Source organism: Paenibacillus sp. MMS20-IR301 (assembly GCF_032302195.1).
Classification (GTDB): Bacteria; Bacillota; Bacilli; order Paenibacillales; family Paenibacillaceae; genus Paenibacillus_AQ.
Map to the genome: position 1 here is coordinate 5,115,439 of NZ_CP135275.1, position 24,113 is coordinate 5,139,551.

Annotated in this window: 20 protein-coding genes; 6 read left to right on the forward strand and 14 right to left on the reverse strand. The window is 54.9% G+C overall.

The genetic code is table 11. The features are described 5' to 3' along the window. Positions 1–103: 103 nt before the first annotated feature. Positions 104–1,087 carry a helix-turn-helix transcriptional regulator gene (locus LOS79_RS21785; RefSeq protein WP_315412283.1) on the forward strand — a complete coding sequence of 328 codons (984 nt, stop codon included), beginning with the start codon at positions 104–106 and terminating at the stop codon, positions 1,085–1,087. Positions 1,088–1,199: 112 nt separating this feature from the next. Next, positions 1,200–1,499, forward strand: coding sequence for a zinc ribbon domain-containing protein (locus LOS79_RS21790; RefSeq protein ID WP_315412285.1), 300 nt, complete (start codon positions 1,200–1,202; stop codon positions 1,497–1,499). A gap of 104 nt (positions 1,500–1,603) precedes the next feature. On the opposite strand, the gene LOS79_RS21795 is transcribed toward LOS79_RS21790, so the two are convergent. Both LOS79_RS21795 and LOS79_RS21800 read right to left on the reverse strand, forming a co-directional pair. Then, the gene (locus LOS79_RS21795; RefSeq protein WP_315412286.1) at positions 1,604–3,130 is read right to left on the reverse strand and encodes a DHA2 family efflux MFS transporter permease subunit; all 1,527 of its coding nucleotides are present in this window, start codon (positions 3,128–3,130) and stop codon (positions 1,604–1,606) included. Further along, the gene (locus LOS79_RS21800) at positions 3,127–3,582 is read right to left on the reverse strand and encodes a MarR family winged helix-turn-helix transcriptional regulator (RefSeq protein ID WP_315412287.1); all 456 of its coding nucleotides are present in this window, start codon (positions 3,580–3,582) and stop codon (positions 3,127–3,129) included. Before LOS79_RS21800 ends, LOS79_RS21795 begins: the two co-directional genes overlap by 4 nt. 148 nt (positions 3,583–3,730) lie before the next feature. Here LOS79_RS21800 and LOS79_RS21805 point away from each other — a divergent pair, with 148 nt between their 5' ends. Continuing rightward, positions 3,731–4,420 carry a DinB family protein gene (locus LOS79_RS21805; RefSeq protein WP_315412288.1) on the forward strand — a complete coding sequence of 230 codons (690 nt, stop codon included), beginning with the start codon at positions 3,731–3,733 and terminating at the stop codon, positions 4,418–4,420. 145 nt (positions 4,421–4,565) lie between these two features. Here the strand turns inward: LOS79_RS21805 and LOS79_RS21810 are convergent, their stop codons facing one another. Both LOS79_RS21810 and bcp read right to left on the reverse strand, forming a co-directional pair. Beyond that, the gene (locus LOS79_RS21810; protein WP_315422369.1) at positions 4,566–8,846 is read right to left on the reverse strand and encodes an acyl-CoA dehydratase activase-related protein; all 4,281 of its coding nucleotides are present in this window, start codon (positions 8,844–8,846) and stop codon (positions 4,566–4,568) included. Positions 8,847–8,971: 125 nt separating this feature from the next. Further along, positions 8,972–9,433, reverse strand: coding sequence for a thioredoxin-dependent thiol peroxidase (gene bcp / locus LOS79_RS21815; RefSeq protein WP_315412289.1), 462 nt, complete (start codon positions 9,431–9,433; stop codon positions 8,972–8,974). Positions 9,434–9,535: 102 nt separating this feature from the next. On the opposite strand from bcp, the gene LOS79_RS21820 reads away from it, so the two are divergent. After that, positions 9,536–10,594: an LCP family protein gene (locus tag LOS79_RS21820; protein ID WP_315412291.1), complete on the forward strand. Its 1,059-nt coding sequence runs from the start codon at positions 9,536–9,538 to the stop codon at positions 10,592–10,594. Between the two features lie 100 nt (positions 10,595–10,694). Beyond that, positions 10,695–12,011, forward strand: a complete 1,317-nt coding sequence (locus LOS79_RS21825) for a glutamate-1-semialdehyde 2,1-aminomutase (RefSeq protein WP_315412292.1) — start codon at positions 10,695–10,697, stop codon at positions 12,009–12,011. Between the two features lie 89 nt (positions 12,012–12,100). On the opposite strand, the gene LOS79_RS21830 is transcribed toward LOS79_RS21825, so the two are convergent. From LOS79_RS21830 to LOS79_RS21870, 9 genes are all read right to left on the reverse strand, one after another. After that, complete coding sequence (locus LOS79_RS21830) at positions 12,101–12,721, reverse strand: chorismate mutase family protein (RefSeq protein ID WP_315412293.1); 621 nt, start codon at positions 12,719–12,721, stop codon at positions 12,101–12,103. Positions 12,722–12,768: 47 nt separating this feature from the next. Then, positions 12,769–13,332 carry a peptide deformylase gene (gene def / locus LOS79_RS21835; protein WP_315422371.1) on the reverse strand — a complete coding sequence of 188 codons (564 nt, stop codon included), beginning with the start codon at positions 13,330–13,332 and terminating at the stop codon, positions 12,769–12,771. A gap of 107 nt (positions 13,333–13,439) precedes the next feature. Beyond that, entirely contained in the window at positions 13,440–14,732 is a 1,293-nt protein-coding gene (locus LOS79_RS21840; RefSeq protein WP_315412294.1) for a stalk domain-containing protein, read from the reverse strand. Between the two features lie 106 nt (positions 14,733–14,838). Then, positions 14,839–15,129, reverse strand: a complete 291-nt coding sequence (locus tag LOS79_RS21845; RefSeq protein WP_315412296.1) for a hypothetical protein — start codon at positions 15,127–15,129, stop codon at positions 14,839–14,841. Between the two features lie 13 nt (positions 15,130–15,142). Beyond that, positions 15,143–16,030: an inositol monophosphatase family protein gene (locus LOS79_RS21850; RefSeq protein WP_315422373.1), complete on the reverse strand. Its 888-nt coding sequence runs from the start codon at positions 16,028–16,030 to the stop codon at positions 15,143–15,145. Between the two features lie 193 nt (positions 16,031–16,223). Then, entirely contained in the window at positions 16,224–17,231 is a 1,008-nt protein-coding gene (gene uvsE / locus LOS79_RS21855; RefSeq protein WP_315412297.1) for a UV DNA damage repair endonuclease UvsE, read from the reverse strand. Beyond that, positions 17,228–17,545, reverse strand: coding sequence for a hypothetical protein (locus LOS79_RS21860; protein WP_315412298.1), 318 nt, complete (start codon positions 17,543–17,545; stop codon positions 17,228–17,230). The genes uvsE and LOS79_RS21860 overlap by 4 nt, the downstream gene beginning before the upstream one ends. Before the next feature lie 47 nt (positions 17,546–17,592). Continuing rightward, positions 17,593–18,684 carry a D-alanine--D-alanine ligase gene (locus LOS79_RS21865; RefSeq protein ID WP_315412300.1) on the reverse strand — a complete coding sequence of 364 codons (1,092 nt, stop codon included), beginning with the start codon at positions 18,682–18,684 and terminating at the stop codon, positions 17,593–17,595. A gap of 19 nt (positions 18,685–18,703) precedes the next feature. Beyond that, entirely contained in the window at positions 18,704–19,732 is a 1,029-nt protein-coding gene (locus tag LOS79_RS21870; protein ID WP_315412302.1) for an amidase domain-containing protein, read from the reverse strand. 393 nt (positions 19,733–20,125) lie between these two features. Here LOS79_RS21870 and acnA point away from each other — a divergent pair, with 393 nt between their 5' ends. Further along, the gene (gene acnA, locus LOS79_RS21875; protein WP_315412304.1) at positions 20,126–22,870 is read left to right on the forward strand and encodes an aconitate hydratase AcnA; all 2,745 of its coding nucleotides are present in this window, start codon (positions 20,126–20,128) and stop codon (positions 22,868–22,870) included. A 124-nt stretch (positions 22,871–22,994) separates the two neighbouring features. Here the strand turns inward: acnA and LOS79_RS21880 are convergent, their stop codons facing one another. Further along, positions 22,995–24,020, reverse strand: a complete 1,026-nt coding sequence (locus tag LOS79_RS21880) for an iron-hydroxamate ABC transporter substrate-binding protein (RefSeq protein ID WP_315412306.1) — start codon at positions 24,018–24,020, stop codon at positions 22,995–22,997. Positions 24,021–24,113: the final 93 nt, after the last annotated feature.

Sequence of the window (24,113 nt, forward strand, 5' to 3'; positions counted from 1 at the left end):
ATTATCTAATTAGATGTTAATATAATATATAAATTGAAGCAATGTTTTATTTCCTGCAATTTGCTAAACTTAAGCCATTCCATTGAAAGCAGGTGCTTCTCTTGTGAAGATAGACCGGTTGCTCTCGATTGTTATTCTGCTGCTCAACCGGCCGCTGGTTCAGGCCAAGGAGCTGGCCGATATGTTCGAGGTCTCTGTGCGCACGATTTACCGTGATATAGACAGCATTAACAACGCAGGCATTCCCGTTGTCACGTACCAGGGCTCAGGCGGCGGCATTGGCCTTATGCAAGGCTACCGGCTGGACCGCAACGTTCTTTCCCAGAAGGAGCTGGCTGATATCTTTAATGCGCTGCAGAGCGTCTCTTCCTACGGCGGAGAAGAGCATCAGCTCCTGATGGAGAAGATCAGCAGCGTGATTCCTCCCTCCCAAACCGCCGCTTTCCGCAGCAAAACTACCCAAATGATCGTCGACTTCTCCCCTTGGGGGCTGATGGGTCCGCTTGAGCAGCGGCTCAGCCTGCTGAAGGAAGCGCTGGAGGGCAATTCCGTTGTGTCCTTCGAATATGTTTCCGCGGACGGCCGGGGCAGCAAACGCATAGTCGAGCCTTATACACTGGTACTCAAAGGCCAGAGCTGGTACTTATACGGATTCTGCACAGAACGCCGGGATTTCCGGCTCTTCAAGCTGCTGCGGATGAAGGCGCTGGTGAAGGAGCAGGAGCATTATGTCCGCCAGGATATTCCGCTGAAGGAGCTGCCTTGGAGTGACGGCTGGAAGGAGCCGCAGAACACCGAGGCGCTTACGCTGCATTTCCCGGCCTGGGGAAAACATCTTGCCGAGGAATACTTCGACTCCGAGGAGCTGCAGCCGGATGGCAGCGGCGGCTATAGGCTGACCGTCCATTATCCGGAGAACGACTGGCTGCTGGGCTTTCTGCTAAGCTTCGGAACAGCGCTGGAGGTGCTTGCACCGGAGCATATCCGCCGCAGGCTGGGAGAGCTGGCCGGAGGAGTAGCCGCCCGGTACAGCAGCAGCCTTGCGCAGCCGGAGCCTTCTGCTCCTCCGCCACCGGCAAGGATGTAAATACAATTTTCCATTTCAGCCTCATTGAACCTGAATCTATGCTGTCAGGTTTACACGGTTATACTGGACAAGAAGAGGCGGCATAGACTGCCCGAATCCTGGAGGAGTGTGGATGATGGAGACGAAATCAGCGGGACAGCCTGAAGGTTTATTCTGCCAAAGCTGCGGTATGCCGGTTGAGAGTGCAGAGCTGCAGGGTACTGACAAGGCAGGCAACAAAGTTGAGGACTACTGCATGTATTGTTATGAGCAAGGCGAATTTAAACAGCCGAATATTACTTTGCAGGAGATGACCGATCTCTGTGCCGGATATCTGATTGAGGAAGGCATGGACGAAGCAGCGGCACGCCAGATGCTGAATGCTTCCCTGCCGCTGCTGAAACGCTGGAGCACAGGTACTCCTGTGCACTGAGGGCTGCAAATACCCCAACTCTCAACTTATAAAAAGGGACGCCCCGGCAACCTTTACGGTCACACGGGACGTCCCTCTTTTACTGATCACTGCTTATAGATAGATTAGGCTTGCTGGGATTTCACCTTATGCGCCAGCACAGGCTCTTCTTCTTCCGTCTTCAGGAAGTCAGGCTGCGGCGAGGTTTTCTTGATGAACAGCGCCAGCACCAGGGCCACGACGGTTACCCAGGTAGCTACGGCGAACGCATGGGTAATTCCGTTAATGGTCGCTTCCTGTGTAAGCTTAGCCATCGCCGCCTTATCGCTCTGCGATACCGCTCCGCTGGTCAGCGCATCGGTGATATTGCTCTTTGTGCGGTTGGTGAACAGGCTGACGAACAGCGCCATTCCCAGTGCACCGCCTACGGTCCGCAAAGTGTTAGACATTGCTGTGCCGTGTGAAGCCAGGCGCTGCGGCAGCTGATTCAGACCGGCTGTTACAATCGGCATCATCAGCATCGACATCCCGAACATCCGGGCGGTATAAGTAAGAATCAGATGCGTATACGTTGTGGAATCACTGATCTGGCTGAATTCCCAAGTGGTGATAGCTGTGATGGTCAGGCCGAGCACCGCCAGCCATCTTGCGCCGATTTTATCAAATATAATTCCGGTAATCGGAGACATGATACCCATCAGAATCGCACCCGGCAGCAGCATCAGCCCGGACTCCATCGGTGTAAAGCCGCGGATTGTCTGAAGATAGATCGGGAGCAGAATCATGCCGGCATACATAGCCATTGTTACGATAATGTTAATCACTGTAGTAAGGGAATACATGTTGTAACGGAAAATACGGAATTCAAGCAGCGGCTTATCCGCCGTAAGCTCACGCCAGACGAACAAGGCCAGCGAGACTACGCCCAGGATCAGGCAAAGGATAACCGTCATGCTGTTCCAGCCGTCTGTTCCGGCATCACTGAATCCGTACAGCAGACCGCCAAAGCCCAGTGTCGATAAAATTACGCCCGGCTTATCCAGTCTTGGAGAAGTCAGCTTGCCTACGTTCTGCATCGTCTTCATGCCAAGCAGTGTAGAGAAGATGGCCAGCGGAAGCACAATGTAGAACAGCACACGCCAGGAGTAGTTCTGGACTACCCAACCGGACAGCGTTGGTCCGACTGCCGGAGCAAAGATCATTGCCACTGCCATCAGCCCCATCGCCTTACCGCGTTCTTCAATCGGGAAGATACGCAGGAACACAATGTTCATCAGCGGCATCAGTATTCCGGCCCCTACAGCCTGAATCACTCTGCCGACCATAATCATCTCAAATCCTGCACCTGTCGCACACACCAGTGTACCTATCGAGAATAGGATCATTGCCGTTGTAAAGAGCTGGCGGGTCGTAAATTTCTCCACCAGGTAAGCGCTGATCGGCACCAGCACCCCGTTAACCAGCATGAACCCTGTAGTCAGCCATTGTGCCGTATTGGCGGCGATCTTCAGGTCCTCCATCATTTTGGGCAGGGCCACATTCATCAGCGTCTGATTGAGCAGCGCCACGAACGCGCCGATCAGCAGCGCTGCAATAATCGGACCTCTGCGGAACGCCTTGGACGCTCCGGTATCAGCAGTTATTGTACTCATAGCTTCTTGTTGTCTCTCCCTTGTTCGAGAATTTGAATAATTTGGCCATGCAGCCGCAGCAGCTCACGGACATCCTCTGCTGGGATATCCTTCAGCGGCTGGAGATACCTTCTGAGCGACTGCTTGCTCAGATCACGTATTTCTTGGCCCTTATCAGTCATAGCCAGCTTAAATATACGCCTGTCGCTCTCCGAGCGTTGTCTGGTTATCAATCCGGCCTTCACCATCCGGTCAACCACTCCGCTTGCGGCGCTGTTCCCAAGATGCAGCAGCTCTGCAAGCTCAGTGATGCCGATATCAGGATGTGCCGACAGCTTACGCAGTACCATAAGCTGCGTAGAAGTAATATTAAGTTCTTCGGCATCCTTCCAAAGCAGCTGCTGGAAATTATGGGTGATGCAGCGGAAAGAGGAGAGAATATCGTCGAGCTGCTGTTCTTTTTCCTCCACCATTCATCCCTCCATTAGCTTATTGCGAAATACTTCGCATGCGAACTATTTTACTATTTAACTATTTATCCGTCAATGCTTTGCAGCAATTTTCTGAAAATGATCTTTTTCTTTCAACCTAATAATCCTGAATGAAAGCGGGGAATCGCCGTTGGATCAGACTCAGCGCAAAAACTGGAATGAGAATCATAAGGTACTCACAGGGTTACTCTCCAAGCCGCAGTCACATGCCGCAGCCGTCAGTCTGTTTCTGGAGCTGCACACTGCCCTGTACGCTTCCGGGCCAGCCGGTGCAGAGCAGCCCGGATATGAAGACCTGCTATGGCATAATATCCGTGAAACGACACTGCGCAGCTACCCGGTGCATACTCCCGGGAGCCGTAATTCAATAGTCTGGCATCTCTGGCACAGTGCGCGGATTGAGGATATCACGATGAATATCCTTGGGGCAGACCGTGAACAGGTGATGCACTCGGACCATTACGCTGAGAGCCTGCAGACCTCCTTCATCCATTCCGGAAACGGAATGAGCGAGCAGGATGTCGCCAGGCTCAGCGCAGAGATCCAGCTGGAGGCTCTCGCCGCCTACCGCCATGCCGTCGCCGTCCGGACCCGTTCCTTCATCTCGGCGACCGAGCCGGGGCAATTTGCCACCAAAGCGACCCCGGCACAGTTCCTGAGAATCCGGGAGGAACAGGCTGTACTGGAAAGCGAGCAGTGGCTGCTTGATTACTGGGGCGGCAAAACACTTGCCGGACTGATCCTCATGCCGGCAACACGGCATAATTTCGTCCATCTTAACAAAGCGATGCGGGCGAAGCAGAAGCTACAGCCGGAATGAGCGGAAGCCGTCAGGGCGGGTCCCTGATCCCGGACTGTCCGCTTCCTTCAGCAGGAGCCCCCTTCCTCCCTGTCTTCAATTGCACGCAAAAGAGCGTGACCGGAAACCTATCCGGTCACGCTCTTTTATTCCCCGAAATGCTGCGTTATCTTCCGCAGCCCAGACTGCCCACCAGTGTCGGCTGCAGCTGCGCAACCTCTTCGGCTGAAGGCTGTCTTCCATTCGCCAGGCCGCTGGCAATCGACATCATCAGCTTGATCCGGTTCGCCTGGTTCACCACGCTGACTCCGGCATCATAGTCAATGGCGACGATATTCGCGCCCGGATACAGCTCCTTCAGCCCCTTGATCATGCCCCGGCCGGTAATATGATTCGGCAGGCAGGCAAACGGCTGAATGCAGGCGATATTGTTCACCCCGTTATCCAGCAGATCCATCATTTCTGCCGTCAGGAACCAGCCTTCGCCCATCTGGTTGCCTGCGGAGACCAGGCGCCCCGCCTTCTCGGCGAGACCATAAATATTCTCGCGCCCTTTGGCCAGTCCCGCCTGCTCCAGCGCTACCTTTACCGGCTTGCGGTAAATCTCCAGATAGGAGATCAGCATGGGATTGATGTAGCCCAGGCGTTTGCTTTTGCCGAACTGCTCGGCTTTGTAAATCGGGTTATACACACAATAGAAGATGAAGTCCAGGAAGTCCGGCATTACGGCTTCCCCGCCCTCAGCCTCAATCATCTCAATAATCCGGTTGTTGGCATCAGGATGGAATTTGATCAGAATCTCCCCGACAATCCCGACCCGCGGCTTATCCGCTGAAGTAATGGCCAGCCTGGAGAATTCGGCAACAATCTCACGGCTCAGCCGTTTGTACTCCCGGAACGAGAAGTTCGACAGGCTGTTCTTGCAGCGCTCCATCCCCTTGCGGAATAGTGCCTCTGCGCTTCCCGGAACAATCTCGTAAGGCCGGAAGTGATAGAGCAGACGCATCATCAGATCGCCGTAGCAGGCCGCAGCAATCAGCCGGTTGGCAAGCTTCAGGCTGATGCGGAAGCCCGGCTGATTCTCCATGCCCGAGGCATTTAATGAAATGACCGGAATCTGCCCCAGATTCGAATCCTTGAGCGCCTTGCGCAGCAGTGAGATGTAGTTCGTCGCCCGGCAGCCGCCGCCGGTCTGGGACATAATAACCGCCGTACGGTCCGGATCATATTCCCCGCTCTTGAGCGCGGACAGCATCTGCCCGATCGTCACAATCGCCGGATAGCAGGCATCGTTATTAACGTACCGCAGGCCCTCCTCCGTCTCCTCCGGCCCCGTGGTTACGAGCACCTTCAGCCGGTAGCCAGCGTCACGGAAGACCCGTTCAAACAGCTCGAAATGAACCGGTGACATCTGCGGAGCCAGAATGGTATAGGTTTCCTTCATTTCCTTCGTGAACGGTACATTGGCCTGAGTCTTGTAGAGCAGCTGCGGCTGTACATCGCTTCTCTCCCGCTCGCGCATCGCGGCCAGCAGGGAACGCAGACGGATGCGTGCAGCTCCCAGGTTGCTGATTTCATCGATTTTGATCAGCGTGTAGACCTTGTTATGACGCTCCATAATCTCCTGGACAGCATCACAGGTAATCGCATCGATCCCGCAGCCGAAGGAAGTCAGCTGGACAAGCTCAAGATCGCTTCGTCCTGCAGCGAGCCGGGCCGCACGGTACATCCGCGCATGATAAGTCCACTGGTTGACTACCCCCACATCACCTTCACTGTGGTCCAGATGGCAGACCGAATCCTCAGTCAGTACGGCAAGACCCATACCGGTAATCATATCGGCGATGCCGTGATTGATCTCCGGGTCAGCGTGGTACGGATGTCCGCAAAGCAGAATGCCTTTGGTTCCGGTCTCTGAGAGGAAGACCAGTGTTTCCTCGCCCTTGGTGCGGACGTCACTCTTCGCCTGATCGGCTTCGGCCAGCCCGGCCTGCACAGCAGCGGCAATCTCTTCCCTCGGAACCTCCGCAAAGGTTTTCACCAGCACCCGGGTTAATGCCGGAATATCATCGAAGGTCAGAAACGGGCTGACGAGCGGAACCCCCTGCTCCTTCAGGCCATCCATATTGTTACGGATTACCTCGGGGTAAGAGGCTACTACCGGACAATTGAAATGATTCTGGGCTGCGTCATCCTCTTTCTTCTCATACACAACCGCCGGATAAAAGATGAAATCGACGCCTTTGCCGATCAGGCTCTGCACATGCCCGTGGGCCATCTTGGCCGGATAGCAGATGGATTCAGAAGGAATGGTATCCATTCCGCTCTCATACAGCTTCTTGCTGGATTTCGGCGACAGCACCGTCCGGAAGCGCAAGGCAGTGAAGAAGGTATGCCAGAACGGGAAATTCTCGAACATATTCATCGTCCGCGGAATCCCGACTGTTCCCCGCACAGCCGCCTCTTCCGGCAGCCCTTCATAGTCGAAGAAGCGCTCATATTTGTATTGCATCAGGTTCGGGAGGGTGTTCTTCTCTTTCTTGCCGCCCGCCCCGCGTTCACAGCGGTTGCCGGTCACATGGAAGCTCTTGTCCGGGAAGCGGCTGATTGTCAGCGCGCAGTTGTTGGCGCAGCGGCTGCAGCGGCCGGGAGCTACTGAGTATTGGAACGTCTCCAGCTCATCCGGTCCCAGAATCGTACTGAACCCTTGCGCACCGGCCTGATCCTTGGCAATCAGCGCACAGCCGTACGCACCCATGACTCCAGCAATATCCGGACGTACCACCGTTCTGCCGGTCAGCAGCTCGAACGCCCGCAGGACGCCTTCATTGTAGAAGGTCCCGCCCTGAACGATAATATTGCGGCCCAAATCCTCAGGGTTGCGGATTTTGATTACCTTTTGCAGGGCATTCTTCACTACGGAATAGGCCAGCCCGGCCGACAGGTCAGCCAGGGAGGCCCCTTCCTTCTGCACCTGCTTCACTTTGGAATTCATGAACACGGTGCAGCGTGAGCCTAAGTTCACCGGCTTGCCTGACTCAAGGGCAGCAGCGGCAAATTCCTTGATATCCAGCTCCAGCGCAGACGCAAAGCTCTCCAGGAAGGAGCCGCAGCCTGCCGAGCAGGCTTCATTCAGCATCAGGCTGTCAATCGCACCGCCGCGGATCTTAATGCACTTCATATCCTGGCCGCCGATGTCGAGGATGAAATCGACCTCCGGCATGAACTTGGCAGCTGCCCTGTAATGGGCAACTGTCTCCACCTCGCCGCCGTCTGTCTTCAGCGCAGCCTTAATCAGGCCCTCGCCATAGCCTGTAGCATAAGCACCCGCGATATAGCAGCCGTCAGGCAGTATCCGGTAAATCTCCTTCAGCGCATCCGTGACTGACTGCAGCGGATTACCTTTATTGCTTCCATAGAAGGTATACAGAATTTCATCGGCTGACCCGGTAATTACCAGCTTCGTTGTTGTCGAGCCGGCATCAATTCCCAGATACACTGGTCCCAGGTAAGCGGACAGCTCCGAGCGCGGAGCAGTAGCGTTACCATGACGCAGCCGGAACGAGTCCAGCTCCTCCGGCGTTGCAAACAGCGGTGCCAGCTCGGCGTCCTCCGCACGGTCCTTGCTGAAATCGACAGCTTCAATGCGTGAGATCCAATCAGCCAGCGGCAGGATTAAGGGATCGCGCTGTGCAAGCGCCGAGCCGATGGCGACAAAATACTGCGAGTGCTCGGGGAACAGCACATCCCCCTCGCCCAGCCCCAGCGTCTCCGTGAACCGGTCACGCAAAGCGGACAGGAAGGTCAGCGGCCCGCCGAGGAAGGCTACCCGGCCGCGGATCGGCCGGCCGCAGGCAAGCCCGCTGATCGTCTGGTTGACGATGCTCTGGAAGATGGAAGCGGCCACATCCTCGCGGCGGGCTCCCTCATTCAGCAGCGGCTGCACATCGCTCTTGGCAAATACGCCGCAGCGTGAAGCGATGGGATAGATCCGCTCATGCTTCACGGCAAGCTCATTCAGCCCGCCGGGATCGGTCTGCAGCAGTGAGGCCATCTGGTCGATGAACGCTCCGGTACCGCCCGCGCAGGCGGTATTCATCCGCTGCTCGATCCCGCCGCTGAGATAGATAATCTTGGCATCCTCCCCGCCAAGCTCAATCGCCGTATCGCACTGCGGAATCCGTTCGCTGATGGCCTTGGTGCAGGCAATGACCTCCTGGACAAACGGAATCTCCCCCAGCTTGGATAAGGAGAGGCCGGAGGAGCCGCTTACCGTAAGAGCCGCCTCGCTGCCCGGGAATTTCCCCAGCACATCGGCCAGGAGCGAGAGCGCTGCTTTTTTTATATCACTGAAATGGCGTACGTAATCTTGATATAGTATTGTATCCCGCTGCATAACAACCAATTTGGCTGTAGTTGATCCGACATCAAGCCCAATCCGCAGTATCATCATGCCATCCCCCATGCCTTGCTCCAAATTTGAAGTAATATGAGGCAACTATATCATGCGGGGACCTGATCTAAGCTGTTAAAAAAGTAACAGACAATTACAATTAATTCCCAGCATACTAATTATTTCACGATTTGTTCTAATGCCGCTCCGGCATGTCCCTTGACCCGGACTTTTCTCCATTCTGCACTCAGGATGCCGTCTTCATCAATCAGGAAGGTGGAGCGCACAATTCCCATAAATTCTTTGCCGTACAGCTTCTTCAGCTGCCATACGCCGAATAATTCACTAACCACATGCTCTTCGTCGGAGAGCAGCGGAAACGGCAGCTCATGCTTGGCGGCAAACTTGCCGTGTGAAGCCAGGGAGTCGGTACTGACCCCAAGCAGAACAGCCCCGTGTACGGTAATCGTATCATGGATATCACGGAAATCGCAGGCCTCCTGGGTGCAGGCGGGCGTCATATTTTTGGGATAGAAGTAGAGCAGCACTTTCCGGCCGCGGTACTGGCTTAGGCTGATCGCCTCCCCGGTGGAAGAGGGCAGCGTGAAGTCCGGGACTTCTTGTCCGAGCTTGACAGTCATTCAATGTTCACTCCTTGCTGGATTGGATGGAGATTCGGAAATTGCGTGTATTCCCAAAAGAAATTATAATGTAGAGAATGTGAATCGGAAAGGGAGAACGAAATGCCGCCAAGAAAGAACCGGCACGCAAAAGCCGGCAAGTCAAAAAAGAAACCGCTGCTCTGGACCCTGGCAATCATACTCCTTCTAATTATCGGGGGACTGGTTTATTATTTCACCGCGATCTACAACCAGCTCGACAACCTGCATAAGACAGGTGAAGATTCTCCGTTTGTCAACGTTCCGACAGCTTCGGCGGAAACGGTCCAGCCTCCTGAATGGGAAGGGACTGAGCCGGTAAATATCCTGCTGATGGGTGTAGATGCACGCGGGGTGAAGAAAGGCGAGGTTCCACGTTCGGATACGATGCTCGTCGCTTCTCTCGACCCGGTCAAGAAAAAATTCTATGTATTCTCCATTCTCCGCGATACTTACATTCCGATTCCTGACCACGGGACACAGCGGATTAATGCTGCAATTACCTATGGACCCAATACGGCGATGCAGACCGTAAGCGACCTGCTCGGCATCCCGATTCAATATTATGTGTATACCGATTTCCAGGGCTTCATGAAGCTTGTAGATGCCGTTGGCGGTGTAGACTATGAGGTTGAGAAGGACATGCACTATACCTCCAAGGCTGACGGGCCTGAGTTTGACATTGATCTCAAAAAAGGCTTCCAGCACCTGGATGGAAATATGGCGCTGCAGTACGTGCGTTTCCGCCATGACGCCACTTCCGATTTCACCCGGACGGAACGCCAGCGCGGATTCCTCAAGGCCGTAGCGGACAAGGTGATCAGCACCACTTCTATTATTAAGCTGCCCACAATTCTGTCAGAGGTTACTCCGTTTATTGATACCAATCTTACCACAAGTGATATGTGGAAGCTGGGGACCGTAGGTTATGACAGTTCGATGGGCGGCAGTGCACAGATTCCGCCGATGAGCCTGATCAGGGAGAAAACTACCAGCGATGGAGCCCAGGTTATCGGTTTCACCAGCACTGAGGATCTGCAGCAATTCGTGCAGGATACGATTACTGCTCCTGATCCGACTCCAACTCCTGCAGCAGACGCTACAGGAAGCAGTACACCTTCAGCTACACCGGCAACAAATTAGAACCCAATATAAGCATGCTTGGCGTAAGGGGCGGGCGGACAGCGGAATCATCCGCTGTTCGCCCTTTCCCTTGCGCCAAGTGATGAAAGGATGATTGACTATGAACCGCAGTACATCAGAACATTTATACGAGGAAGCTTTGCAGCATATCGTCGGAGGCGTCAACAGCCCTTCCCGTTCCTTCAAGGCCGTGGGCGGCGGCGCGCCCGTATTCATGAAACGCGCCGGGGGCTCACGCTTCTGGGATGAGGACGGCAATGAGTACATTGATTATCTGGCTGCTTACGGCCCGATTATTACCGGACATGCCCACCCGCATATCACGGCTGCCATTACGGAAGCAGCCCAGAACGGCCTGCTCTACGGCACACCTACCCGGCTCGAGATCAAGCTGGCCAAGATGCTGAAGGAAGCTATTCCTTCTATGGATAAGGTACGGTTCGTCAATTCCGGGACCGAGGCCGTCATGACCACGATCCGAGTGGCCCGCGCCTATACAAAACGCAGCAAAATCATCAAATTCGCCGGCTGCTACCATGGCCATTCCGACCTCGTGCTTGTAGCCGCCGGTTCCGGACCTTCTACACTGGGCATCCCGGACAGTGCAGGCGTTCCAGCCAGCATCGCTCAGGAAGTTGTTACCGTTCCCTTCAATGACCTGGACGGACTGCGCGGAGCACTTGCGAAGTGGGGCGAAGATGTGGCAGCCGTCATGGTTGAGCCGATCGTCGGCAACTTCGGCATGGTGATGCCGCAGCCGGGCTTCCTGGAAGGCCTGTGCAAGCTGACGCATGAGAACGGCTCACTTGTCATCTACGATGAGGTCATTACCGCCTTCCGGTTCCATTACGGCTCCACCCAGACCTATGAGGGTCTTGCTAACCACGAGGATATCATCCCCGATCTGACTGCACTCGGCAAAATCATCGGCGGCGGACTGCCAATCGGCGCGTATGGCGGACGGAAGCATGTCATGGAGCAGGTTGCCCCGCTCGGCCCGGCTTACCAGGCCGGTACGATGGCGGGCAATCCGGCATCCATCTCAGCCGGTATCGCCTGTCTTGAGGTGCTGGCCGCGGAAGGTGTCTATGACGAGATGGAGCGGCTGGCCATCCGCCTGACCGAAGGCTTGCAGGCATCCGCTGACCGGCACGGCATTCCGCTGACCATCAACCGGATCCGCGGCGCATTCTCTACCCATTTCTGCAGCCATCCCATCACTAATTATGATGAAGCGCAGGATACCGACGGTGAGCTGTTCGCCAGCTTCTTCCGTCATATGCTGAGCCGGGGCATCAATCTGGCCCCATCCAAATATGAGGCATGGTTCCTGACCACTGCGCATACCGATGCCGACATTGACATTACGCTGGAAGCGGCAGAAGCTTCCTTCGCAGCGATGGCTGCGGAGCAATAATAATCCAAGGATAGAACACAGCTGTAATTAGCAAATAACCCGCTGCAGAATCTGCAGCGGGTTATTCTTTACGGACGGGTCCTATCCTGTTAGTTGAAATCAATCTGCTTGTCGAGAATAATCTCTTCACGATGCGGACGCAGGAAGCTTCTGGGTGCGGGAATCAGCGAGAATTCAACGGAATCCGGCAGATCCGGAAGGGGCGGCGACACCATAAACTGCATTTGCAGCTGCGAGCCTCCGCCCCGGCCGCCATGCATTCTTGCCTCATATTCCTCCTGGCCCAGAATAGCAAGTGTAAGCTCCGCCTGAAGGCTGACCGGTTCTGCTGTCTGTTTGAGGCACTTAACTTCTACCGAAACGATGCTCAAATGCTCATACTGCATGGAATGCGTGAGGGTATATTCAAACTCGCCGTCCCGTGTTGTCTTCATGAGGGGCAATACTCCGCAGAGTTCACCCGGCTCTTCCCAGAAATGCCGCCGCGGCACAGTTTCGTTCAGGCTGCTGAGCACAAGCGAGATCTCAGCTGTTTCCATTCCCAGTTCTTCAGACCACCGCTCCAGCACTTCCGGGTCCGGGAACAGCCGCTTCCCGCCCGAGACAGCCCTCCGCTGCAGGACCAATCCAAGGATTTGCTCATCGATTCTCTTCGCTTCTTCGTTATACGCATTTGGTATTCCTCTTAAGGCGCTTCTGCTCCACTCCATTTCGTTTCCTCCCGGGTTCAGTTTGACTGTACCGGCTGCCGCTGTTCTTACTTCCCCTTTTGCTCATACAGGCTGCGGATCTCCGCATCCTGCGGAAGCTTAAACGGGTTCTCCTTGTTAATCCGGTCGTAGAACATAATCCCGTCCAGATGATCCATTTCATGCTGAATTACAATCGCCTGATAGCCTTTGAATTTCTGGGTGATGACCTCACCCTTCAGATTAAAGCCGCGTACCTTCACCGACTCATAACGCGGCACAAAACCGTGGACAGGACGGTCAACGGACAGGCAGCCCTCACTCTCCGGCAAATATACCATCGCCAGAGAATGGCTGATGATCTTGGGATTGACCCATGTATACTCTACATTCTTGCCGTTATCATCCTTCAGATACATGACGAACATCCGCTGCGACAGCCCGATTTGATTGGCAGACAAGCCCACTCCCGAGCGCAGCTTATGCTTCGCAGACATTTCCGGATCCTGGCTGTTCTTCAAGAACTGCATCATGCACTGCAGCGCCTCGCGGTCCTGATTCTGGAGCGGCACTTCCACTGGTTCTGCTACCGCACGGAGGACAGGATCACCTTCACGGATAATATCGTCCATCGTGATAATATAATCAGCTTTATACTTTGTGCTAGACAACTGCATTCATCCACCTTTGCCATACGGGCCTGATTTGATTAAGTCGCTTGCTGATATTCTATGCGGAATTAAGGATTAATGAATGCGGTCCGCAGCTTGCTGCTGTAATTCACATCAAAGCCAAGGCCGGTAGCGAGCGCAGCGAGCGGCAGATAGGTTTTATCCTCTTTGCCGACCTTCTGCAGGAATGCCGGTGTATCAATTGCCACATCGGCACCGTTCACCTTAATCGTCTTCGCACCGATCGTAATGATGACCGTTCTCCCGCCGTAAATAATAGTGGCGCTGGAGGTTTTATTATCCCACTTGCCGTTCGCCCCCACCGCATTGAGGATATCCTTCAGAGCCAGGAAGTTCTGGCCATTCTTCAAAATGGGCTTATTCGGGGTATTCAGTTCAATCCCCTTCACTACAATGGCCATCGGCGCGGCAGCTGAAGCCACCGCGGCAACCGCAGGTGTCCTGTATTCTCCCCACTGCAGCTCTGCAAATACACGGGCAATCTTCTCGTACCCCAGCTGGGTGGGATGGAAATCGGCCGCTCCTGCCCCGATAATATGTGTCAGCGAGCCTTCTACTCCGGCAAATTGTGCCGCCACATGAGCTACCTTCACCTGCGCGCCTGCCTGGTTCAGGCCTGCGGCAATGTTCTCAGCTGCTGCCGTGAACTGCGCTGCCGCATTCATCAGCTTGTCGTAGGATGCTCCAAGCGCAATGCGGGGCGCAGGCTGGTATTGATCGGCAAGCAGTATGGCTGCCTGCGGATTCACCGCTCTGATGTTGTCCAGGACAGATTTCACATTGCTGCTGTACTCTGTCAGGCGCTCCGCAAGCTGAGCCGCAAAGTCGGCATCCGTGAGCGTCTTATAATCCATGAACAGGCTGCTGACATCATTGCCGCCTATCGTAATGGTTACCAGATCTGCAGCAGCAAGCTCGGTTCTGATCTGCGGGGTTAGGGCTGCCAGCCCGCTGATCCGCGGATCGCGCAGTCCGGCCTGGATTCCTTCCGCCGTAATAGCAGCACCGTCTTTGACAGCTGTAGTGTATGCGAGCAGTCCCGCCGTCTTCAAACCTAATATCCCGTAATTACTGAGCTCAGTTCTGCCGTGATACCAGCCCTGCTCAAGCAATCTTTCGGCGTAGCCGTACGGCTTCACATTCGGATCAGTCATGCCCGGTTCATACCCGGCAGTAATCGAATCGCCAAGCGCCACGATGCGAAAGATATCCTGCTCCGGGTCTTGCGCTACAGCCGCTGCAGCAGCGCCGGCTGGTCCTGCATGTACACTCATCAATGCAGCGAACATCATCATTGCCAGCGTACCGGCGGATATGAATTTTCTCCATGCCTTCAGCATCGAATTCCCCCTAAATTAGTATAATTCCATTCTATCATCCAGCTACGTTATACAAAAGAGCGGTTTCCCGGACAACCGGGAAACCGCTCTTGAAGAATTACGCTGCTTACTGCTCTGCATTGCCGGATTCTGCAGATTTCTTCCGGCTGTCAGGGCTTTGCGGGTGCTCGCCTTTCTCACGCTGCAGCACATATTTATCATACCGGTCATCCAGCTCATAGGCTATTTTGCGGTAACGGAGCGTTTCCTCGGCTATCGGATCAAGCGTAGTCTGAATCCGGATCTCGTATTTCGGTGAAATCTGACGGATCTCCTTAGCCTTCCGGTCCGCCTGCTCCATCTCGCCATCCTCCAGAAGCTCACTCAGCTTACGTTCCAGATCATCATTGCCGCTCATGGCACACGCCTCCTTACTGCTTCTTGAAGCCTGTGGCTTCTGCCGCCTGCAGCGATGATACCAGATAATCATGAATCCGTCCGTTGCTCGCCACAACATGGCGTGTGCCGATATCATAAGGATTACCTTGTGTATCCGTAACCTTGCCGCCGGATTCCAGCACCAGCAGAACGCCTGCAGCGCAGTCCCACGGACTCAGCCCGACTTCCCAGTAACCGTCCACACGGCCTGCGGCAACATACGCCAGATGCAGGGCTGCCGAGCCGCCGGCGCGGACGCCGCGGACCTGCGGCAGAATATGCTGCAGTCCTGCCATATTAGCCGGCTGGGCGAATACCCGGTCCGGCGGGAAGCCCATTGCAAGCAGGCTGCTGCCAGGCTCGGTTTCAGCGGATACCGAGGTAGGAATTCCGTGCATATAGGCGCCTTTGCCTTTCTCGGCAACGAACATCTCATCACGGATCGGATCGTAGATAACCCCCACCGTCAGTTCTCCCTTAATTACGAGCGCAATCGATACGCAATAGAAAGGGAAGCCGTGTACAAAATTAGTAGTGCCGTCAATCGGATCAACAATCCACAGATATTCATGCTCACGCGCCTCAACCAGAGCCGCTGTGATTGCATCTGCTCCCGGCTGAACCCCTTCCTCGCCAAGAATGGCATGGTCAGGGTAATGGGTCAGGATCAGCCGGCGGATCATTTGCTCCACACCTTTATCGACCTCTGTAACCAGATCCTGGGCGGAAGTCTTGCTGCCCAGCTCCTTCACCTGGCCTTGTCTGCTCTTGATCCATTCCCCCGCTTTGGCTGCGGCATTGATGGCTACTGCCGTATGGCCCTTGCTTGTAACTACATAGGGCTCCCTTTCATTTCGGTTATCTGGACTTACAGGACTCATCTCTTCACTCCGCTTTCTTTGCACATGATCGTTCTCCCATGGAACGCTGTTTCGCGCAGGACATCATTTCCCCATAGCTTTAATTTCCTTCAACGTAACCTATTTGAGCAGACTTATCAAGTGTAAAAGACTTTGCAGCCCGTATTTCAGAGCCGCGCCGCAGGTAACTCCATGCATCAAAGTTACACAGCGCTTAAGGTTCTATATTCACGCTGGCACCATTAAGTACCGTAATTCCGCTATCCTTCCCGGCGTACTCCTTCATAGCCTCCATCAGGCCAAACAGCGCCCCGTCCTTTAGCTTCGCCTCAATCATGACATCTACTGCAGGAGTATCTGCGGCGATCCGCTTCAGGAAAGCCACGAGCGGCGCCGGCTCCACGCCATCAGCATGGCTGCGCGGGTCTGACGGGCTGCGCGGGCTGGAGACATGAATCTTGGGCGGCAGCGTCTCTCCGGCCGGAACATCCTTCAGGGCAAGACTGCTCTTCCAGGTCTCCTGAATTCCCGGCCACAGCTCCCAGGGCAGCTCTCCCTCATTGTTGACCCACTGGTGGTGGATATCCAGTACCATCGGCAGTCCCATCTTGCGGCAGACATCCAGTGTCTCCACCGCATTAAAGGTCTTGTCATCGTTCTCCAGCGTCATGCGTTCCCGGAGGGCAAGCGGCAATGCGGAGCACTGCTCGCAGAACCGTGCTGCCGACAGGGGCTTGTCCCCGTAAGCACCGCCAATATGAATATTGCTCTTGGCGGTTGCCGGCAGCCCCATGGCCTCCAGCATATCTGCATGGTGCTGCAGGTCCCGCACGGAGTTCACGAGCACCTCCGGCCGCGGAGTACTCAGTACGGTGAAGTGGTCCGGATGAAAGCTGACCCGCATCCGGTGCTTCTTCACATAATTGCCGACTTCAGCAAAATCCTCCGCAAGTGCGGACAATGCATTCCAATCCTCCAGATCAGGATGCGTGGCCAGCGGAACCAGCTTGGAGGTAAGCCGGTAGACCATGATATCCGAGCCTGCGTTATGCTTCAGCAGGCGCAGCGTATTATGCAGATTCATCCGGGCTATTGCTTCCAGCTTGCGCAGCCCGGCTTCCCGGTCGCCAAGCTTACCAAAGCTTGCCATAGTCATAGTCTTGGAGGGGGAGCATTCTGGGATGACAGTTGACATGGCGACATAGCCGAAGCGGACAATCATCCCTCTTCACCGAAGAACATCTCATAGGCAAGGGCAGTCTGAATACGCGATTCTTCGTCATTCAGCTTGCGCACCAGATCCATTTCGACAGCGGTAACCTCATTGCCCTGAAAATTGATTTCAGCAATGGAAGCAGAAATTTTGACAATGGCCACAGCCACATTCTCCGGATTATAAGCGATAACCTTCTGGCCGGTCGGATAGACGCGGAAGCCCTGCTTCACCATCTTGGTACGTCCGTACTCCAGCAGCTCATACAGCTCCTGTTCATTCTTGAACTTGCACACCGAATTGAATTCTGATTGAAATCCCATGCTTCTCTCTCCTTCCCGGCCGGAATGCTCCCGCCGATCACCTGGTATTATTCGTTGTCGTATTTAAGGCCCTGTCTGAACCGGTAACGCTCCAGCGCCAGCTCGATCATCCGGTCCAGAAGCGCCTGATAGGATACACCGGTCTCACGCCACAGCAGGGGATACATGCTGAACGGGGTGAAGCCGGGCATCGTATTCACTTCATTAATCAGAATCTTGCCGTCAGACTTCCGCAGGAAGAAGTCGGCCCGGGTAATACCGCTGCCCTCAATGGCCTTGAAAGCCCGCAGGGCTGCATCACGCAGACGTTCCGCCACCTCGGAATCAACAGGCGCCGGAATCAGCATCTGCGACTTGCCGTCGGTGTATTTTGCCGCATAGTCATAATATTCGCCGGAAGAGACGATTTCACCCGGAACCGATGCATCCGGTTCTTCGTTGCCGAGTACAGCAACCTCCACCTCGCGTGCATCGACGAATTCTTCAATAATGACCTTGGTATCATAACGCAGGGCGTATTCTACAGCCTTAACCAGGCTCTCCTTGTCGGTTGCCTTGGAGATGCCTACGCTGGAGCCGAGATTGGCCGGCTTAACGAACACCGGATATCCCAGTTTATCCTCTATGTTAACGGTCAGCGCATGGCTCTTGCGTTTCCATTCCGCAGCATTGAAATAGCAGTATTCGCACTGCTCAAGCCCGGCCTCGCCGAACAGCTTCTTCATGACAACCTTATCCATACCGGCGGAGGAAGCCAGAACCCCTGCCCCGATATACGGAATATTCGCCATTTCGAACAATCCCTGGATCGTCCCGTCTTCACCATTCGTGCCGTGCAGCAGCGGGAACATCACATCTATAATGGACTCTCCGCCGCTTAGCCCGCTGAATAAGGCATTAAGGGCCATCCCCATGTCACCGGAAACTCCGGACAGCTTCAGTTCCTGCGGCTCACGGTAGGGAGCCTCCAGGGCCGCGCCTACCTTCCACACTCCCTGCTTCGAAATATAGAACGGGATAATCTCATATTTATCGTAGTCAAAAGCGTTCATAACCGCATAAGCCGTCTGCAGCGATACCTCATGCTCCCCGGATTTGCCGCCGTACACCAGTCCTACGGTACATTTATCGTTCCCCATGCCCTAACCTCTTTCTGAATTATAAGTAGTCATTAATATGAAAAAAACGGTAGGCCGTGCGGTCCGTCCAGGCGTAGGAATCCTTGTAATCCCAATAGCGGTGGCGGCTGCTGACCGTCCGGGCATTCACCAGAGGCATTCCCCCCGCGTCAAAAGCGGTAACGATCGTGCTGTGCTGATAATGCCCGTTGCCGTCCCAGTCATACTGGATCAAATCGCCAAGCATCAGCTGCTCCGGCCGCTCGACAATCTCAGCACGCAGGCCATGGCTGCGGCTGCGGCTCAGGAAATGCTGCAGGCTGTCCGAGACCGCCCAGCTGAAGCTCCACCATTCCTGCGCCCCGTTATAGCCCTTGTACCACCAGCCCGTTTCTCTTTTACCAGTATAGTTGATAGGTGCTCCCCCTGCAAAGAGACATTGGGAGACGAAGTTGGTGCAGTCCACCTCGAATATTTCAAACTCCGGGTTGCCGTCCTTCCACCAGCGGTCTGCATAAGCAGCGGCCTCTTCCCGGCGGTAGCGCACCTCTCTGGCCACGCCGGTTCCGCGCAGTACGCTCCGGTTCAGCAGCGGTAGCGACGGCTGCGGTGCAGGCAGCACTTCCCCCCATTCCGACAAACGCAGTGCCGGCTCTGCCTCCACTACCTTGCGCACAGCATTCCGTTCAGGCACACTGCGCTCCACGTTAACTATCTCCCACGCCCCTGCATTCTGCACAAAGGTTAACCGCTCGGATTCAATAATATCCTCCCGGTGCGTCATTCCGCCCTTCTCATAATAAAAAGCACTGTGCAGCGCGACATCGGCAACGACCTCGGCCGCATTCTGCCGCACCGTGCGCAGCGTTCTGACGCCGGTCTCGCCGCGCAGCGGGACAATGCCCCGCCGGGTGTACCACTCGGCGATCCGGCGGGAGCGCGCCCGCTGCCCGCCCAGAAACCGCGGGTCCTTAATAGTTGTATGCCGCGGCTCCACTCCGGGCGCAACCCGCCCCTTATTCAGCTGATCGACATAGACATAGAGACTCTTTTTCCACTGCTGCTCCATCCCTTCCCCGCCCTTTCGTTCAAATAGAAGAATTGGTTTCTGTTTGCCAGTTTGGCTGCTGTCCTATGTATATGAAGAAATATATGCCGCTATACAGCCGGGAAGTGATTAAACTCCATTTGCAGCAGAGCCTTGCTGCTCTTATGCATGTCCTGGAGTATTACGGAGTAACCTAACTGCAGTACATATTGGAATATAGCCCCGTTCAAACGGGCAGGCGTGAATTCAGTATATTCCCCCTGAAGTTTGAAGCGGTTTCACTCTTCTCTGCGCTCCCTGTATACTACCTATTAAAGAGGAAAAAAAACTTTACTCCCCTCTTTGCAGCCGTTATACTTAAGTTATAAGAAATGTGAAATATGGTTTCACCAGATGAAACAAGGAGGCGCATATATGCCAAGCAAGGACCATTTCTCACTAGCTAAGAACCTGGAATCAGGCGGCAAAACTTATCGCTACTATCATTTGAATGCCCTCGAAGCCCAAGGTGCAGGCGACATTTCCTCCCTTCCTTTCTCCATCAAGGTATTGCTGGAGGCTGCAGTCCGCCAGTATGACGGACGGGCAATTACGGAAGAGCATGTGAAGCAGCTGGCCGGCTGGGCCGGCGGCATTGACCGTAACAAAGAGATTCCGTTCATCCCGGCCCGGATTGTATTGCAGGATTTCACCGGTGTACCCGTGGTCGTGGACCTCGCGGCCATGCGCGACACTGTGAAGAAGGCCGGCGGCGACCCGAAGAAGATCAATCCGCTCGTGCCGGTAGACCTGGTTATTGACCACTCGGTTATGGTCGATGCTTTCGGTACCGCCGACGCGCTGGAATATAATATGAATGTTGAATTCGAGCGCAATGAAGAGCGTTACCGCTTCCTGCGCTGGGCGCAGACAGCTTTCAATAATTTCCGCGCCGTTCCGCCGGCGACAGGGATTGTACATCAGGTCAATCTGGAGTATCTGGCCTCTGTAGCTGCCACTAAGACTATCGACGGGGAGACGGTCGTCTATCCGGATTCTCTGGTCGGTACGGACTCGCATACCACCATGATCAATGGTCTTGGCGTAGTCGGCTGGGGCGTAGGCGGGATTGAAGCGGAAGCAGGCATGCTCGGACAGCCGCTTTATTTCGTTACCCCGGATGTTGTCGGCTTCAAGCTGACCGGCAGTCTGATGGAAGGCGCTACGGCAACCGATCTGGCCCTGACCGTAACACAGATGCTGCGCAAAAAAGGCGTAGTCGGCAAGTTTGTCGAATTCTACGGCCCGGGTCTGGCGAATATCAGTCTGGCTGACCGCGCAACCGTAGCCAATATGGCTCCGGAATACGGGGCAACGATCGGCTTCTTCCCTGTAGATGAGGAGACACTGGCTTATCTGCGCAGCACGGGACGGCCGGATGAGCTGGTTGAGCTTGTAGGGGACTATTATAAAGCACAGGGCATGTTCCGCACTGCAGATACACCGGACCCGACATTCAGCGATGTCATTGAACTGGATCTGGCCTCTGTAGTTCCCAGCCTGGCCGGGCCGAAACGCCCGCAGGACCGGGTAGAGCTGACTCATATGAAGGAGAATTTCGAAGGCATCATCCGTACCCCTGTCGACAAGGGAGGCTACGGGCTCAGCGATGAGAAGATTGCCGAAGTAGTGGAAGTACAGCACAAGAACGGCAGCACGAGCAAGCTGGGTACAGGTGCTGTTGTCATTGCCGCCATTACCAGCTGTACGAATACCTCCAACCCGAGCGTTATGCTGGGTGCAGGACTGCTGGCCAAGAAGGCTGTTGAACGCGGACTGACCAAACCCGGCTATGTCAAAAGCAGCCTGACTCCAGGCTCCCTGGTCGTTACGGAGTACCTGGAAAAAGCTGATCTGCTGAAGCCGCTGGAAGCACTGGGCTTCTACTTGGCCGGCTACGGCTGTGCCACCTGTATCGGTAACTCCGGCCCGCTGCCGGATGAAGTCAGTCAGGCCATTGCTGAGCATGACATGACCGTTGCCGCTGTAATCTCCGGCAACCGTAACTTCGAGGGCCGTGTCCACGCTCAGGTCAAAGCCAACTATCTGGCTTCCCCGCCGCTCGTTGTAGCCTATGCGCTGGCCGGTACGGTTAATATTGATCTGAAGACCGAGCCGCTCGGTTATGATCCGCAAGGGGAGCCGGTCTTCCTGGCTGATATCTGGCCGACCTCAGCCGAGATCCGCGAAGCGATCGGCCTCTCACTCAGTCCGGAAATGTTCCGCCGCAAATACGAGAATGTGTTCACCGCCAATGAGCGCTGGAATTCTATTCCGGTGCCGGAAGGCGAGCTGTATGAGTGGGATGACAACTCCACTTATATTCAGAACCCGCCATTCTTCGAGCATCTGGCTGACGGCGTCAGTGACATCAAGGATATCCGCAGTTCCCGTGTACTCGCATTGCTTGCGGATTCTGTCACTACCGACCATATCTCGCCAGCCGGGAATATCTCTACCTCCGGTCCGGCCGGGGAATACCTGCGCAGCCATGGTGTAGAACGTGCCGATTTCAACTCCTACGGCTCGCGCCGCGGGAATCATGAAGTAATGATGCGCGGCACCTTCGCCAACATCCGAATCCGCAACGCAGTGGCTCCGGGTACAGAAGGCGGCGTAACCACCTTCCTGCCGAGTGATGAGGTAATGTCCATCTATGACGCGTCTATGCTGTACCAGTCAGCCGGACAGAATCTGATTGTCATCGCCGGCAAGGAATACGGCACAGGCAGCTCACGTGACTGGGCCGCCAAGGGCACCCTGCTGCTCGGCGTCAAAGCCGTCATTGCCGAGAGCTTCGAGCGGATTCACCGCAGCAATCTCGTCGGCATGGGCGTGCTGCCGCTGCAGTTCCAGGAAGGCCATGGCTGGAGCAGCATGGGCCTGAGCGGACGCGAGACCTTCGAGATCACCGGTCTCAGTAACGATGTACTCCCGGGTCAGGAGCTGACCGTCACCGCTACCCGCGAGGACGGCACCCAGTTTGACTTCCCGGTTACCGCCCGGCTGGACAGCACCGTAGACATCGACTACTACCGCAATGGCGGTATTCTCCAGACGGTGCTGCGCCAGATGCTTGCCGATGCTACTGCTTCGGAATCGGCACTGCCGGTAGAATAAACGGAGATACCTGCCTCCATTTTTGAATAAAAGCTGCACCGCCACAGAACTCTTTCCTTCTGAGGCCGGTGCAGCTTTTTGTCTAATATGTTTCGGGTCTTCACGGGATTATGCGAGTGCTCCGTTATTTGACCGACAGCAGGCTGGTCGAGATGAAATCCAGCTGTGCTTCCAGCGATACCGGATCATTGTACGTATCTGCAGAAGGGTTCAACTGAAACACATTGCCGGCTTTAACCGCAGGGAGACCTGTCCACACCGGATTATCATAGACGATCTTGGGATCAGTTGTATCCCCGGACCACGGGCAGGTGAAGATAATATCTCCCGCAAATTCCGGGAGCTTCTCCAAGGAAATAGAGGCCCAGCCTGTACCGCTGTCTATCGCTTCCTTCTGGGCTTCTGCCGGAGCCTTCAGGCCGAACTCCCCGTACAGAATTTCACCGCCCCGCCCGTAATTATGGCCGAAGACGTACAGCCCGCCCGAATACGGATTCAGAATCGATACCGTCTTATCGCCTACAGCAGCCTGCACCTGCGGCTTCAGTTCAGCAATCCTTGCTTCCCACTGGTCAATCCAGGCCTTCGCTTCATCATTCCTGTTCACCAGCTTGCCGAAATCAAGCATTTGATCCTTATAATTCTTGGCACCATACTGAATAGCAACCACCGGGGCAATTTCCTTCAGCTTCTCGATGTTCTCAGCACCGGCATACACAATGATCATATCCGGGTTCAGCGCAAGAATGTTCTCAGGCGACAGCTCATCACCGATAATCTCCACACCGTCCAGCTTGCCTTCAAAATACGGATTTTGCGCTGCCCCGGCCAGTACACCAACCGGCTTAACACCCAGCGCCAGGAAGTAACCTGTATAGAATGCAGTAGTATCAACAATTCTCTGCGGATTCTTCGGTACCTGCACTTCTCCTACACTGTCCTTGAAGGTAACTATCTCTGCCTCACCGGATGCATTAGCGCTGCCGGATGCTGCTGCAGGCTCTGTTATTGCTGCCGGTTCAGCCGTAGCGGCATTAGCGGCCGCACCGGAATTCTGAGCCGGGCTATTAGACTGGCCGCAGGCTGCAAGCAGTACAGCCAGCACCAGAGTAAAGACGATTAGCATCAGGCTCTTTTTGGAATATCGCAAAATAATCCCCCTATGTATGTATATAGTATGATATTGATAATCATTATCAATTAACAATATAGCATAAAGTTTCTTCACTGACAACAGCCTGCG